The sequence below is a fragment of the Streptomyces sp. NPDC017936 genome, assembly GCF_044328485.1.
Taxonomy (GTDB): Bacteria; Actinomycetota; Actinomycetes; order Streptomycetales; family Streptomycetaceae; genus Streptomyces.
The window spans coordinates 111,645-124,196 of record NZ_JBIRHK010000014.1; the positions used below are offsets into that span (position 1 = coordinate 111,645).

Consider the following 12,552-nt stretch of genomic DNA (forward strand, 5'->3'; position numbering starts at 1 on the left):
ATACCCGACGGTCGGTCACCCCCGCCGCCCCCGGCGAGGGTGACCGAGCGCGGCCTCAGGCCGGCTGTCCGAACAGTTCCCTCAGCACGTCCTCCATGGTCACGAGGCCGGCCAGGCGCCCGTCGGCGCCGAGCACGGCCGCCAGGTGGGTGCGGCTGCCGCGCATGGCGGTGAGGACGTCGTCCAGGGGGGTCGTCTCCCGCACGCGGGCGATGGGCCGCAGGTCGCGCAGCCGGAACGCCTCGCTCCGGGGCGAGGCGTCCAGCGCGTCCTTCACGTGCAGGTAGCCGACGATCCGGCGTCCCTCGTCCACCACCGGGAAGCGCGAGAACCCGGACTCGGCGGCCAGCCGTTCCAGCTCCTCCGGCGTGACGCCCACGTGCGCGTAGACGACCCGTTCCAGCGGCAGGACGACGTCCCGCACGGGCCGGCGGCCGAGCTCCAGGGCGTCGTGCAGCCGCTCCTGGGCGCGGTCGTCGAGGAGACCGGCCTCACCGGCGTCCTTGACGATCTGCGCCAGCTCCGCGTCCGAGAAGGTGGCCGAGACCTCGTCCTTGGTCTCGATCCGCAACAGCTTCAGCAGGGCGTTCGCGAAGGCGTTGATGGCGAAGATCACCGGGCGCAGCGCGCGGGCGAGCGCGACCAGCGGCGGGCCGAGCAGCAGCGCGCTGCGCACCGGCTCGGCGAGCGCGATGTTCTTCGGCACCATCTCGCCCAGCAGCATGTGCAGGTACGTCGCCAGGGTCAGCGCGATCACGAAGGAGACCGCGTGGCCCGCGCCCTCGGGCACGCCGATCGCGTGGAACACCGGCTCCAGCAGGTGCGCGATCGCCGGTTCGGCGACCACGCCGAGGACCAGGGTGCACAGCGTGATGCCGAGCTGGGCGGCCGCCATCAGCGCGGACACGTGCTCCAGACCCCACACCACGCTCTTGGCGCGCCGGTCGCCCTGTTCGGCGTACGGCTCGATCTGGGAACGGCGTACGGAGATCAGCGCGAACTCCGCGCCGACGAAGAAGGCGTTGACGACCAGGGTCGCCAGGCCGATCAGCAGCTGGACGGCGGTCACTTGCCGACCTCCTGTTCCGACGGGTCGTCGAGGGGCGCGTGCAGCAGCACGCGGGCGGCCCTGCGGCCGGAGGCGTCCACCACGTCCATGCGCCAGCCGACGGCCTCGACCCTGTCCCCGATGACCGGGATGCGGCCCAGCTCGGTGGCGACCAGGCCGGCGAGGGTCTCGTACGGCCCCTCCGGGACCGTCAGGCCCACGCGCGCGAGCTGGTCGACGCGGGCGGCGCCGTCGGCCGAGTACAGGAGGCGGCCGTCGTCGTCCGTGCCGGCGGGGGCCAGGTCGGGCGTCTCGTGCGGGTCGTGCTCGTCACGGACCTCGCCGACCACCTCCTCGACGATGTCCTCCAGGGTCACCACGCCGGCCGTGCCGCCGTACTCGTCGATGACCACGGCCATGGTCCGCTTCCCGGAGAGCCGGTCCAGGAGACGGTCCACGGTCAGGGACTCGGGCACCAGCAGCGGCTCGCGCATGATCTCGGCGAGGGTCACGCGGGTGCGGCGCTCGGCCGGGATCGCCAGGACGTCCTTGACGTGCGCGGTGCCGACCACCGTGTCCAGGTTGCCGCGGAAGACGGGGAAGCGGGACAGGCCCGTCGCCCGGGTCGCGTTCGCCACGTCCTCGCAGGTCGCCTGCGCCTCCAGGGCGATGACCTGGACGCGCGGGGTCATCACGTTTTCCGCGGTCAGGTCGGCCAGGTTCAGCGTGCGCACGAACAGTTCGGCGGTGTCGGCCTCCAGGGCGCCCTGCCGGGCGGAGTGCCGGGCCAGCGCCGCCAGCTCCTGGGGGCTGCGGGCGGAGGCCAGCTCCTCGGCCGGCTCCAGGCCGAACCGGCGCACGACGTGGTTCGCGGTGTTGTTCAGGTGGGTGATGAAGGGGCGGAAGGCGGCGCTGAACCAGCGCTGGCCGTTGCCCACCCGCTTGGCGACGGCCAGCGGGGAGGAGATCGCCCAGTTCTTCGGGACGAGTTCGCCGACGACCATCAGGAACACGGTCGACAGGGCCGTGCCCAGCACCAGCGCGACCGAGGAGGCGGTGCCGGCCGACAGGCCGGCCGACTCCAGCGGTCCGGAGATCAGCTTGGCGATCGACGGCTCGGCGAGCATGCCGACCACCAGGTTGGTGACGGTGATGCCGAGCTGGGCGCCGGAGAGCTGGAAGGTGAGGTTGCGGACGGCCTTGAGGGCGCCGGACGCGCCGGTCTCGCCGCGCTCCGCGGCCCGCTCCAGTTCGCCGCGCTCCACGGTCGTCAGCGAGAACTCGGCCGCGACGAAGGCGCCGCACGCGAGCGACAGGAGGATCGCCACCAGCAGCAGCAGGACTTCCGTCATCGTGTCACCTCCGTCCCATCCTCGGGCAGGGCGGGGAGGATCGCGCGATGTCGCGCACTGGGAGGCTCGCCCATGGGCGGACGCTCACACACCTTTCGTGGACCGGTGGAGGGACCGCGCTGCGGGCGCGGTCCCCCAATGGTAAAGGATCGGCAAAGCGGTCGTGCGGGGCGGGCCGGCTCAGCCGGTCAGCGGCTTCACCCAGCGCAGCCACTGCTCCTGAGGCGTGTACCCCGCCGCGCGCCAGGCATGATGCGCGGTCTCGTTGCGCGTCAGCACCATCGCGTCCCCGCGCCGCCCGCCCAGCCGCGCGAACCGCTCCTCCGCGGCGGCCAGCAGCGCGGAGCCGATGCCCTGCCGGCGGCGCTCCGGGTGCACGGCGAGCCGGTACAGATGACAGCGCCACCCGTCGAATCCCGCGATCACCGTGCCGACCAGCTCGCCGTCCTTCCCCGCTTCCCGGCCGCGCTCGAGCGGGCGGACCGCCACGGCCAGGATCAGCGCCTCGGGATCGCGGGCCAGCAGCCGCTCCACCCCGTCCCGGTCGTCGCTGATGCTCGTGCCCTCGGCGGCGCTCCTCCAGAAGGCCAGCACGGTGTCGAGGTCGTCGGGCGTCGCGGCCCGCATGCGCAGATCAGACATGGAGGGATCCCAGCACGGGCGCCGCGCCCGGACGCGGAATTCCAGCATCCGGACGACCGGCGCCCGGCCGGGCCGGCCACCGCCCCCACGCCGCCGGCCCCGGCACGCGGGGGCCCGGGCCCGCACGGCGGCTCCCTCACTCGTGCGCGATGGCCGCCAGAACGTTCAGGCGGGACGCACGCGACGCCGGGAGGAGGGCCGCGACGACGCCGACCACCGCCGAGCCGACGACGACCGCGACGACCGTGCCCCACGGGACCGCCAGCGCCTTCATGCCCTGCAGGGCCAGCACCTGCTGCGTGCACACACCCCACACGAGCCCCAGCGCCAGCCCCAGGACCGCGCCGAACACGGCGATCACCACCGACTCCAGCCGGATCATCCGGCGCAGCTGCCGTCGCGCCAGCCCGACGGCCCGCAGCAGTCCGATCTCCCGGGTCCGCTCCACCACCGACAGCGCCAGGGTGTTGACCACGCCGAGCACCGCGATGACGATCGCCAGCCCGAGCAGCGCGTACACCAGGTACAGCAGCACGGCGATCTGGTCGTGGACCAGGTCCTTGTAGTCGGTCTGGTCACGCACCTGCACCCGCGGATACGGCTCCAGCGTCCGTTCCAGCCGGGAACGCAGGTCGCCGGCGTCCGTGCCGGGGGCGGCGTTGACGTACAGCACCGCGTCCTGGCCGCCCGGAACGTACTTCTCGACGGTTCCCATGCCGAGGAACAGCCCGCCCCGCATGCCGAAGCCCTCGACGGCGTCCTGGTCGGTGAGGGCGCCCACCGTCAGCGAGGCGGTCAGGCCGCCGGGGAACTCGGCCGGGAGCACGCTGCCGACGCGCACGCCGTGGTCCTCGGCGAAGTCCACGTCCATGCCGATCGCGCCGTCGGCCAGCGCGGCCGCCGCGTCGCCCCGGGCGTACGTCACGTGCGCGACGTCGTCGACGCGGTCGTCGTACCCGCCGGCCGTCGTCTCGACGCGGTCGCCGTCCGGCAGCCGTACGGCGACCGGCGCGAACCTCTGCCGCACGACGACGCCGACGCCGTCGGTGGCGCGGACCCGGTCGGTGACCTCCTGCGAGAACGGCGTGAAGTCCGCGCTCTGGACGACGAAGTCCGCGCCGAGCGTCCGGTCGATCTGCCGGTCGAAGGACTCCGACATCGAGGTGCTCGCCACGGACAGGCCGCCCACCAGGGCGAGGCCCACCATGAGGGCGGCGGCGGTGGCGCCGGTGCGGCGCGGGTTGCGCAGGGCGTTGCGCAGGCTCATCCGGCCGATCGGGCCGAACAGGGCCGGGAAGGCGGCGCCGAGCACCCGGATCACCGGACGCACCAGCAGCGGACCCGCGATCACGGTGGCGACGAGGGTGAGGAGGACGCCCAGGCCCAGCAGGGACGCCGCGGACGCCGTCTCCGACGAGGCCGCACAGCCCGCGAGGGCGGCGATCCCGAGGGCGCCGGCGACCGCACCGGCCACCGCGCGCGCCTTCAGCGGCCGTCCCGCGCCCGCCACGTCGGTGTCCGCCAGGGCCGCCATGGGCGACACGGCCGCGGCGCGCCGGGCCGGGAGGAAGGCGGCCACGAAGGTGACGCCGACGCCGACGACGTACGCCGACACCGGGGCCGTCCAGCCGACGGCCATCTCGGTGGTCTTCAGGTTCATGCCGATCGTGCCCATCAGCCGGATCAGTCCGGCCGCCAGCCCGACGCCGGCCGCGAGGCCCAGCGTCGAGCCGACCAGGCCCAGCAGCACCGCCTCGGTCTGCACCGAGCGCCGCACCTGGCGGCGGTCCGCGCCCAGGGCGCGCAGCAGCCCCAGCTCGCGGGTGCGCTGGGCGATCAGCATCGAGAAGGTGTTGACGATCAGGAAGACGCCCACCAGGACGGCGACGCCGGCGAAGCCCAGCATCACGTACTTGATCACGTCGAGGAACCCGCCGAGTTCCTCCGCCGCCGACTTCGCCCGCTCGCCGGCCGTCTTCACGTCGTAGGGGCCGGAGCCGACCGCGGCGGTGACGCGGCGCTCGAGCTCGGCGTGGGTCACGCCCGGCGCCGCGTCGACGGAGATGCCGGTCGCCCGGTCCGCCGAGCCCAGGAGCTCCCGGGCGGCGACCGAGGGGTCGAGGAAGACCCGGGCCGCGCCCGGGTTGGTGGTCCTGAAGGTGGCGATGCCCACGACCCCGACCTCGAACGACCCCGGCCGGGCCAGCACCGTCAGGGTGTCGCCGATCTCCACGCCGTTCTTGCGGGCGGTGTCGGCGTCGAGCAGCGCCTCGCCCGCGCCGCGCGGTGCGCGGCCGGAGGTCAGCTCCACCGGGCTGCGTCCGGTGACGTGCCAGTCGGCGGCGATCGTGGGCGCGCCGGCGGCCGGCGCCACGGGCTCGTGGTCGCCGTCGACGACGGTGACGTTCGCCGCGCGCACGTCGGCGTGGGCCGCGGCCACCCCGTCGACGGCGGCCACCCGGTCGACGAGCGCGGCGGGCAGGGTCCGCACCGCGCCGGTGGGGGCGGGGGAGTTCAGGTCGTCCTTCGGCTCGACCGTCACGTCGGCCGACGTCGACGCGAAGAGCCGGTCGAAGGCGCGGGCCACGGTGTCGGAGAAGATCAGGCTGCCCGAGACGAACGCCACCGACAGCACCACCGCCAGGGCGGACAGCAGCAGGCGTCCTTTGTGCGCGAGGAAACTCCGCAGCGTGGCCTTGAGCAACGGCTCACTCCTCCGAGGGAGCAGGGCCGGCCGGGGCGCGGATCACGTCGAACCGCTTCATCCGTTCGAGGACGGCATGCGCCGTCGGCCGCTCCATCTCGTCCACGATCCGCCCGTCCGCGAGGAAGAGCACCAGGTCCGAGTGGGCGGCGGCGCCCGGGTCGTGGGTGACCATGACGACAGTCTGCCCCAACCCGTCCACGGCCTCACGCAGGAAGGAGAGGACCTCCAGGCCGGCCCGGGAGTCCAGGTTGCCGGTCGGCTCGTCCGCGAAGATCAGTTCCGGCCGGGAGGCGAGCGCCCGGGCGCAGGCCACCCGCTGCTGCTGGCCGCCGGAGAGCTGCGACGGCCGGTGCTTCAGGCGGTCGCGCAGTCCGAGCGTGTCGATCACCCGGTCGAGCCACTGCTGATCGGGCTTGCGGCCCGCGATGTCCATCGGCAGGGTGATGTTCTCGGCCGCGTTCAGCGTCGGGATCAGATTGAACGACTGGAACATGAACCCGATCCGGTCGCGCCGCAGCCGGGTCAGCTCCCGCTCCCTCAGCCCCGTGATCTCGGTGTCGCCCAGCCACACCTGCCCGGCGGAGACGGTGTCGAGCCCGGCCAGGCAGTGCATCAGCGTGGACTTCCCGGAACCCGACGGGCCCATGACCGCGGTGAAGCGCCCGCGCACGATGTCGACGTCCACCGCGTCCAGGGCGAGCACGGTGGTCTCGCCGGAGCCGTACGCCTTGGTCAGCCCGCGGGCGCGGGCCGCCAGGTCGTCGGCCGGGGCCAGGCCGGGGGAGTGCTGCGCAGCAGGTGTGGACAAGACTGCCTCCTCGCTCGCGGGGACGTGCCGGCGTGCCTGTCCGGCCGAGCGTAATGTGACCGGGCGCACACCCGGTATCCCTTTCCCGGTACGGGGCCGCCCTTGCCGGCGGCCGGCGGGGTCAGGGTCCCCCCCGGCCGAGCGGAGGACGCCGGAAGACCACCGTGGGGCGCCGGTGCACGGCATCGCGCGGGAGCTGCGCCGGCGGGGCCGGTGAGGCTCAGTCCCCGTCGTCGGCCGGCCGCCAGGCGGTCCCCAGCACGCAGTACGACACCGGCAGCCGCGGTCCCCGCTCCGGGATCACCAGCCGCCGGCAGGGGCCCAGTACGAACCCGGCGTCACGCAGCGCGCCGACCGGGTCACGGGACAGGTGGCAGCCGCCGGCGAGGGCCGGCCACACCGTCCGGTCCAGCGCGCGCTGGGTGAAGGTCATCGCGGGACCGCCGCCCGCGCCGTGCTCCAGGAACCGCACCGCGCCCCCGGGCCGCAGCACCCGCCGCAGCTCGGCCAGCGACCGCGGCACGTCCCGCACGCTGCACAGCACCAGCGAGAGCACGGCCGCGTCGAAGGCCTCGCTCTTGACCGGCAGCGCCTCGGCCGCGCCGGGGACGACGTCGACCGGGACGTCGGCGCGCAGGGCCGCCTCCCGCGCCGACGCGCGCAGCCGGCGTTCCGGTTCGATCGCGACGACCTCGCTGACCGCGCCCGGGTAGTGCGCGAAGTTCAGGCCGTTGCCCGCGCCGATCTCGACGACGCGGCCGGAGAGCCCGGCGAGCAGCCGGCCGCGCAGCCCGGCCAGCCCGGCGCGGGTCTCCGCGGCCACGCTGAGCCGGGCGTAGCAACGGGCGAACAGGGGATGGTGGACGGGATCGCCGGACACCCTGCCGGAGCCGGGCGGGCTGATCCGCGGGACACGACCTCTCGGCATGGCGACCTCCAGGACCGGACGGGCCTGCCGGGATTCTCCCCCGCGCGGGCCCGTCGCACCCCTGCCGGCGCTCACCGGACGAAGACGCGCACCCGCTCGTGGGTTCCGCGGTCGTCGCCGGAGGGCTCGTGCACGCGGCGTTCCCGTCGCGTCGGCTGCCTCCGCCCCCTGCGGCCGGACGCTTCCCCCGCTCGCCCGTGCCACAGCGGGGCGGGAGCGCCCCCGTCGCCCCCGCCCGCCGACGGGGCTCCGCCGCTTTCCCGTGACGTGACGTGACGCGACGCGACGGGCCGGGCCGGACCGGCCCTACGGCGCCGTCCCCGCCCGGAACGCCTCCGCCGACCACGACCCGTCCAACCGCGGGGCCAGCCATCCCGGCGCCCGGACACGGAAGTCGGCGGGCGGCAGCGATCCGGCTCCCTCGGGCAGCGCCCCCAGCAGCGGCGCGCCGGCGACGTCCGGCAGGTCGGTGACGTTGCACCGCATCGCCAGGTCGGGGGAGCCGGGCCAGCTCCCGATGACCACGCCCAGCAACTCCACGCCCCGGGAGCGCAGTTCACGAGCCGTCAGCTCCGTGGTGTTGAGCGTGCCCAGGCCCGGCGAGGCCACCACCAGCACGGGCGCGCGCAGCAGCTCCGTCGCGTCGGCCAGCGTCCCGCCCGTCTCGTCGAGGCGGACGAGCAGCCCGCCCGCACCCTCGACGAGCACCAGGTCGTGCTCGGTGGCCAGCTTGGCGGCCGCCTCGGCGACCTCCCGCGGGCGCACCGGTTCCCGGCCGGCCCGCCGGGCCGCCGTAGCCGGGGCCAACGGGTCCGGATAACGGGCGAGTTCGGCCGTCGTCACGGCGCCCGCCAGCCGCGCGACCTCGTCGGCGTCCCCGCGCTCGTGCGGCCGTACGCCGGTCTGCGCGGCCTTCAGGACCGCGACCGAGCGGCCGACCGCCAGCGCCGACGCGGCGACGGCCGCGGTCGTGACGGTCTTGCCGACCTCCGTGCCCGTCCCCGTGATCACCAGGATCGGCATGCTCATCCCTCCCGCGCCGCCGCGCACACCGCGCGCGCGATCCGTGCCACGTCCGCGTCGTCGGTGACGTACGGCGGCATCGTGTAGACCAGGTCCCGGAACGGCCGCAGCCACACGCCCTCGCGCACGGCGGCGTCCGTGGCGGCCCTCATGTCCACGGCGTGGTCCAGCTGGACGACCCCGATGGCCCCGAGGACCCGTACGTCCCGCACACCCGGCAGCTCACGGGCGGGAGCCAGGCCCTCCCGCAGACCCGCCTCGATCCGCTTGACCTCCGCGAGCCAGTCCTGTCCGAGCAGCAGCTCGATCGAGGCGCACGCGACGGCCGCGGCCAGCGGGTTGCCCATGAAGGTGGGGCCGTGCGCGAGCACCGGCACCTCGCCCCGCGAGATGCCGTCGGCCACCCGCGCCGTGCACAGCGTCGCCGCCATGGTCAGATAGCCGCCGGTCAGCGCCTTGCCCACGCACATCACATCCGGCGTCACCGCCGCGTGCTCCGCCGCGAACAGGGCGCCCGTACGCCCGAACCCGGTCGCGATCTCGTCGAACACCAGCAGCACGTCGTGCGCGTCGCACGCCTCGCGCAGCACCCGCAGATACGCGGGGGAGTGGAACCGCATCCCGCCCGCGCCCTGCACCACCGGTTCGACGATCACCGCGGCCAGCTCGTCGGCGTGCCGCTCGACCGCCGCGCGCAGCTCCTCCGCGTACGACTCCTCGTAGGCGGCGGGCGGCGGCCCGGCGAACACCTGGCGGGGCAGCACGCCCGTCCACAGGTCGTGCATCCCGCCCTCCGGGTCGCACACCGACATCGGCTGCCAGGTGTCGCCGTGGTAGCCGCCGCGCCAGGTCAGCAGCCGCCGCTTGGCGGGACGGCCCAGCGAACGCCAGTACTGGAGGCACATCTTGACCGCGACCTCGACCGACACCGACCCCGAGTCGGCGAGGAAGACGTGCTCCAGCCCGTCGGGCGACATGTCGACAAGGTGCTTCGCCAGCCGTACGGCGGGCTCGTGGGTGAGCCCGCCGAACATCACGTGGCTCATCCGCCCGAGCTGCTCGCGCGCGGCCTCGTTCAGCACCGGGTGGTTGTAGCCGTGGATCGCCGACCACCAGGACGACATGCCGTCGACCAGGTCGCCGGAGCCGTCCGCGAGCCGCAGCCGGACCCCGCTCGCCGACTCCACGACGAGCGGCTCGGCCCGGCCCGGCATCGGACCGTACGGGTGCCACACGTGCCGCCGGTCGAGGTCCAGCAGCTCGCGCACGTCCGGCTCAGGCATTGGGCGCGAGGTCCGTACCGGCGCCCCGGCGGCGCACGGCGACCAGGTCCGTACGCGGCTCGCCCGCCGGTGCGGACGCCGCGGCGGAACCGCAGACCCCGCCGCCCTCGTGCGACCCGCAGCCGCCGCCCTCGTGCGACCCGCACCCCCCGCCGGTGGCGGCCCGGTGCCGCGGCAGGGTCACCTGGTCCGCGCCCTCCACCTCGAAGCCGGCGTCCGCGATCATCTCCAGGTCGGCCCTGCCGGCCTGCCCCTCGCTGGTGAGGTAGTCGCCGAGGAAGATCGAGTTGGCCAGGTGCAGGGCGAGCGGCTGCATCGTGCGCAGGTGGACCTCGCGGCCGCCCGCGATGCGCACCTCGACGTCCGGGCACACGAACCGCACCATCGCCAGGATCCGCAGGCACCGCTGCGGGGTGAGGTTCCACTCCCCGCCCAGCGGAGTGCCCTCGAACGGGATGAGGAAGTTGACCGGAACCGAGTCCGGGTCCAGCTCGCGCAGCGAGAAGACCACGTCCACGAGGTCCTCGTCGCTCTCGCCCATGCCGGCGATCAGGCCGGAGCAGGCCGACAGCCCCGCCGCGTGCGCCTTCCGCACGGTGTCGACGCGGTCGGCGTAGGTGTGGGTGGTCGTGATGTCCGCGTACGTCCCCTCGGACGTGTTGAGGTTGTGGTTGTAGGCGTCGGCGCCCGCCTCGCGCAGCCGCTCGGCCTGGCCGTCGGAGAGCAGGCCGAGGCAGGCGCACACCTCGACGTCCTCGCTCTGGTCCTTGATGGCCCTGATGGTCTCGGAGACCCGGTCCACGTCCCGGTCGGTCGGGCCGCGCCCGCTCGCCACCAGACACACCCGCTTGGCCCCGCCGGCCAGCCCCGCGGCCGCCGCCCGGGACGCCTCGTCGGGCTTGAGCCAGGTGTACTTGAGGATGCCGGCCGTGGAGCCGAGCCGCTGGGAGCAGTAGGAGCAGTCCTCGGGGCACAGCCCCGACTTGAGATTGACGAGATAGTTGAGTTTCACCCGTCGTCCGAACCAGTGCCGGCGCACCTTTCCGGCCGCCGCCACCACGTCGAGCAGGTCGTCGTCGGCCGTCGCGAGGACGGCCAGTGCTTCCTCGCGGGTCGGCAGCTCGCGCCGAAGCCCCTTGTCCACCAGCGTGTTCAGCAGGTCCATGAGAGCCGATCCTGTCCTACCGACCCGCTCCGGGCCAAGGCGTGGACCCCCCGACTCACCCACTTCGACGTGTGGGTATGGCCACACCCTGGGTGGCCGGTCGTCCCGCTAGTGTCTGTCCGCTACCTACAAAAGCCCCGGAGGACCCATGGCGTTCGGCTGGATCGACGAGCAGGCGGAGCTGCGCCGCCGCGCCGGACTCGTACGGACGCTGCGGCCCCGGCCGGCCGACTCGCCGCTCCTCGACCTGGCGAGCAACGACTACCTGGGCCTGGCCCGCCACCCCGAGGTCACCGAGGGCGCGGCCCGGGCCGCGCGGACCTGGGGCGGCGGCGCGACCGGCTCCCGGCTCGTCACCGGCACCACCGAGCTGCACACCGCGCTGGAACGCGAACTGGCCGCGTTCTGCGGCTTCGAAGCGGCCCTGGTCTTCTCCTCCGGCTACGCCGCGAACCTCGCCGCCGTCACCGCGCTGGCCCCGCACGGCACCCTGATCGTCTCCGACGCGGGCAACCACGCCTCGCTCATCGACGGCTGCCGGCTGGCCCGCGGCACCACACAGGTCGTCGCGCACGCCGACCCGGACGCCGTGCGCAAGGCGCTCGGCACGCACGGGGGCCCGGCGGTGGCGGTCTCCGACACGGTCTTCTCGGTCGACGGCGACGCGGCCCCGCTGGCCGCCCTCGCGACGGCGTGCCGGGAGCACGGCGCCGGGCTGGTCGTCGACGACGCCCACGGGCTCGGCGTCCTCGGCGACGGCGGCCGGGGCGCCCCGTACGCGGCGGGGCTGGCGGGCGCCGACGACGTCGTCGTCACGCTCACGCTGTCCAAGTCGCTCGGCAGCCAGGGCGGAGCCGTGCTCGGCCCCGCGCGCGTGATCGACCATCTGGTCAACGCGGCCCGGACCTTCATCTTCGACACCGGCCTCGCCCCGGCGGCGGCGGGCGCGGCCCTGGCCGCCCTGCGGCTGCTGCGCCGCGAGCCGCAGCGGGCGGCACGCGCGCGTGCGGTGGCGAGCGAGCTGCACGCGCGGCTGACGGCCGCGGGCCTGGACGCGGTGCGTCCGGACGCCGCGGTCGTCTCCGTGCGCGCGCCGTCCCCGGAGCGGGCCGTGCGCTGGGCGGCGGACTGCCGGGCGGCGGGCCTGGCCGTGGGCTGCTTCCGTCCTCCTTCCGTGCCCGACGGCGTGTCACGCCTGCGGCTCACCGCCCGCGCGGACCTCTCCGGGGCGCAGATCGAACGCGCTGTCCTGGTGATCGACGGGGCACGACCGTGAGCCGGCGCGACACGGCCGTACGCCGGGACGGCGGAGCGCGGGGGTGAACGGGGCGAACGCGGTGCGGGGGGTCAGCGGAACGCGGCCGTGAAGCCCGTCCAGCTCTCGGGGGAGAAGAGCAGGGCGGGGCCGGCCGGGTCCTTGGAGTCGCGTACGGCGAGCAGACCGGCCCACGGGCCGGCGGCCGGGCGGGCCGTCTCGACGCAGTTGTTGGCTCCCGTGCTGTAGCTGCTGCGCAGCCACCGCAGACCCTGCGGATGGCGACGGTCGTGCAGGTCGGTGCTGGAAGGTACGTTCCGAGGCAGTGCGGTCATGGTGCC

At 74.8% G+C, this 12,552-nt stretch carries 11 protein-coding genes; 1 reads left to right on the forward strand and 10 read right to left on the reverse strand.

From position 1 onward, the window contains the following. Positions 1-55: 55 nt before the first annotated feature. From ACH4F6_RS27300 to bioB, 9 genes are all read right to left on the reverse strand, one after another. Positions 56-1,069: a hemolysin family protein gene (locus ACH4F6_RS27300; protein ID WP_397962982.1), complete on the reverse strand. Its 1,014-nt coding sequence runs from the start codon at positions 1,067-1,069 to the stop codon at positions 56-58. Continuing rightward, positions 1,066-2,400, reverse strand: coding sequence for a hemolysin family protein (locus ACH4F6_RS27305; RefSeq protein WP_397962983.1), 1,335 nt, complete (start codon positions 2,398-2,400; stop codon positions 1,066-1,068). Before ACH4F6_RS27305 ends, ACH4F6_RS27300 begins: the two co-directional genes overlap by 4 nt. A 180-nt stretch (positions 2,401-2,580) precedes the next feature. After that, positions 2,581-3,042: a GNAT family N-acetyltransferase gene (locus ACH4F6_RS27310; protein ID WP_397962984.1), complete on the reverse strand. Its 462-nt coding sequence runs from the start codon at positions 3,040-3,042 to the stop codon at positions 2,581-2,583. A 136-nt stretch (positions 3,043-3,178) separates the two neighbouring features. Beyond that, positions 3,179-5,746 (reverse strand): ABC transporter permease, encoded by a 2,568-nt coding sequence (locus ACH4F6_RS27315; protein ID WP_397962985.1) that lies wholly within the window; start codon positions 5,744-5,746, stop codon positions 3,179-3,181. 4 nt (positions 5,747-5,750) lie between these two features. Further along, positions 5,751-6,557, reverse strand: a complete 807-nt coding sequence (locus ACH4F6_RS27320) for an ABC transporter ATP-binding protein (RefSeq protein ID WP_397962986.1) — start codon at positions 6,555-6,557, stop codon at positions 5,751-5,753. A gap of 220 nt (positions 6,558-6,777) precedes the next feature. Beyond that, the gene (locus ACH4F6_RS27325) at positions 6,778-7,485 is read right to left on the reverse strand and encodes a class I SAM-dependent methyltransferase (protein WP_397962987.1); all 708 of its coding nucleotides are present in this window, start codon (positions 7,483-7,485) and stop codon (positions 6,778-6,780) included. 306 nt (positions 7,486-7,791) lie between these two features. Next, on the reverse strand, positions 7,792-8,508 hold the full coding sequence (gene bioD, locus ACH4F6_RS27330; protein ID WP_397963124.1) for a dethiobiotin synthase: 717 nt from the start codon (positions 8,506-8,508) through the stop codon (positions 7,792-7,794). A gap of 2 nt (positions 8,509-8,510) precedes the next feature. Then, the gene (locus tag ACH4F6_RS27335) at positions 8,511-9,791 is read right to left on the reverse strand and encodes an adenosylmethionine--8-amino-7-oxononanoate transaminase (protein ID WP_397962988.1); all 1,281 of its coding nucleotides are present in this window, start codon (positions 9,789-9,791) and stop codon (positions 8,511-8,513) included. Beyond that, positions 9,784-10,956, reverse strand: a complete 1,173-nt coding sequence (bioB, locus tag ACH4F6_RS27340) for a biotin synthase BioB (protein ID WP_397962989.1) — start codon at positions 10,954-10,956, stop codon at positions 9,784-9,786. The genes ACH4F6_RS27335 and bioB overlap by 8 nt, the downstream gene beginning before the upstream one ends. A gap of 148 nt (positions 10,957-11,104) precedes the next feature. Here bioB and ACH4F6_RS27345 point away from each other — a divergent pair, with 148 nt between their 5' ends. Then, positions 11,105-12,232, forward strand: a complete 1,128-nt coding sequence (locus ACH4F6_RS27345; RefSeq protein ID WP_397962990.1) for an 8-amino-7-oxononanoate synthase — start codon at positions 11,105-11,107, stop codon at positions 12,230-12,232. A 71-nt stretch (positions 12,233-12,303) separates the two neighbouring features. On the opposite strand, the gene ACH4F6_RS27350 is transcribed toward ACH4F6_RS27345, so the two are convergent. Further along, a complete protein-coding gene (locus tag ACH4F6_RS27350) occupies positions 12,304-12,546 on the reverse strand; it encodes a DUF397 domain-containing protein (RefSeq protein ID WP_397962991.1) in 243 nt (80 codons plus the stop codon). Between the last annotated feature and the right edge of the window lie 6 nt (positions 12,547-12,552).

Excerpts from the sequence above, each read along its gene's own strand:
- ACH4F6_RS27305 (WP_397962983.1), bottom strand. The coding sequence starts at position 2,400 with ATGACGGAAGTCCTGCTGCTGCTGGTGGCGATCCTCCTGTCGCTCGCG.
- ACH4F6_RS27310 (WP_397962984.1), bottom strand. The coding sequence starts at position 3,042 with ATGTCTGATCTGCGCATGCGGGCCGCGACGCCCGACGACCTCGACACC.
- ACH4F6_RS27325 (WP_397962987.1), bottom strand. The coding sequence starts at position 7,485 with ATGCCGAGAGGTCGTGTCCCGCGGATCAGCCCGCCCGGCTCCGGCAGG.
- bioD (WP_397963124.1), bottom strand. The coding sequence starts at position 8,508 with ATGCCGATCCTGGTGATCACGGGGACGGGCACGGAGGTCGGCAAGACC.
- ACH4F6_RS27335 (WP_397962988.1), bottom strand. The coding sequence starts at position 9,791 with ATGCCTGAGCCGGACGTGCGCGAGCTGCTGGACCTCGACCGGCGGCAC.
- bioB (WP_397962989.1), bottom strand. The coding sequence starts at position 10,956 with ATGGACCTGCTGAACACGCTGGTGGACAAGGGGCTTCGGCGCGAGCTG.
- ACH4F6_RS27345 (WP_397962990.1), top strand. The coding sequence starts at position 11,105 with ATGGCGTTCGGCTGGATCGACGAGCAGGCGGAGCTGCGCCGCCGCGCC.
- ACH4F6_RS27350 (WP_397962991.1), bottom strand. The coding sequence starts at position 12,546 with ATGACCGCACTGCCTCGGAACGTACCTTCCAGCACCGACCTGCACGAC.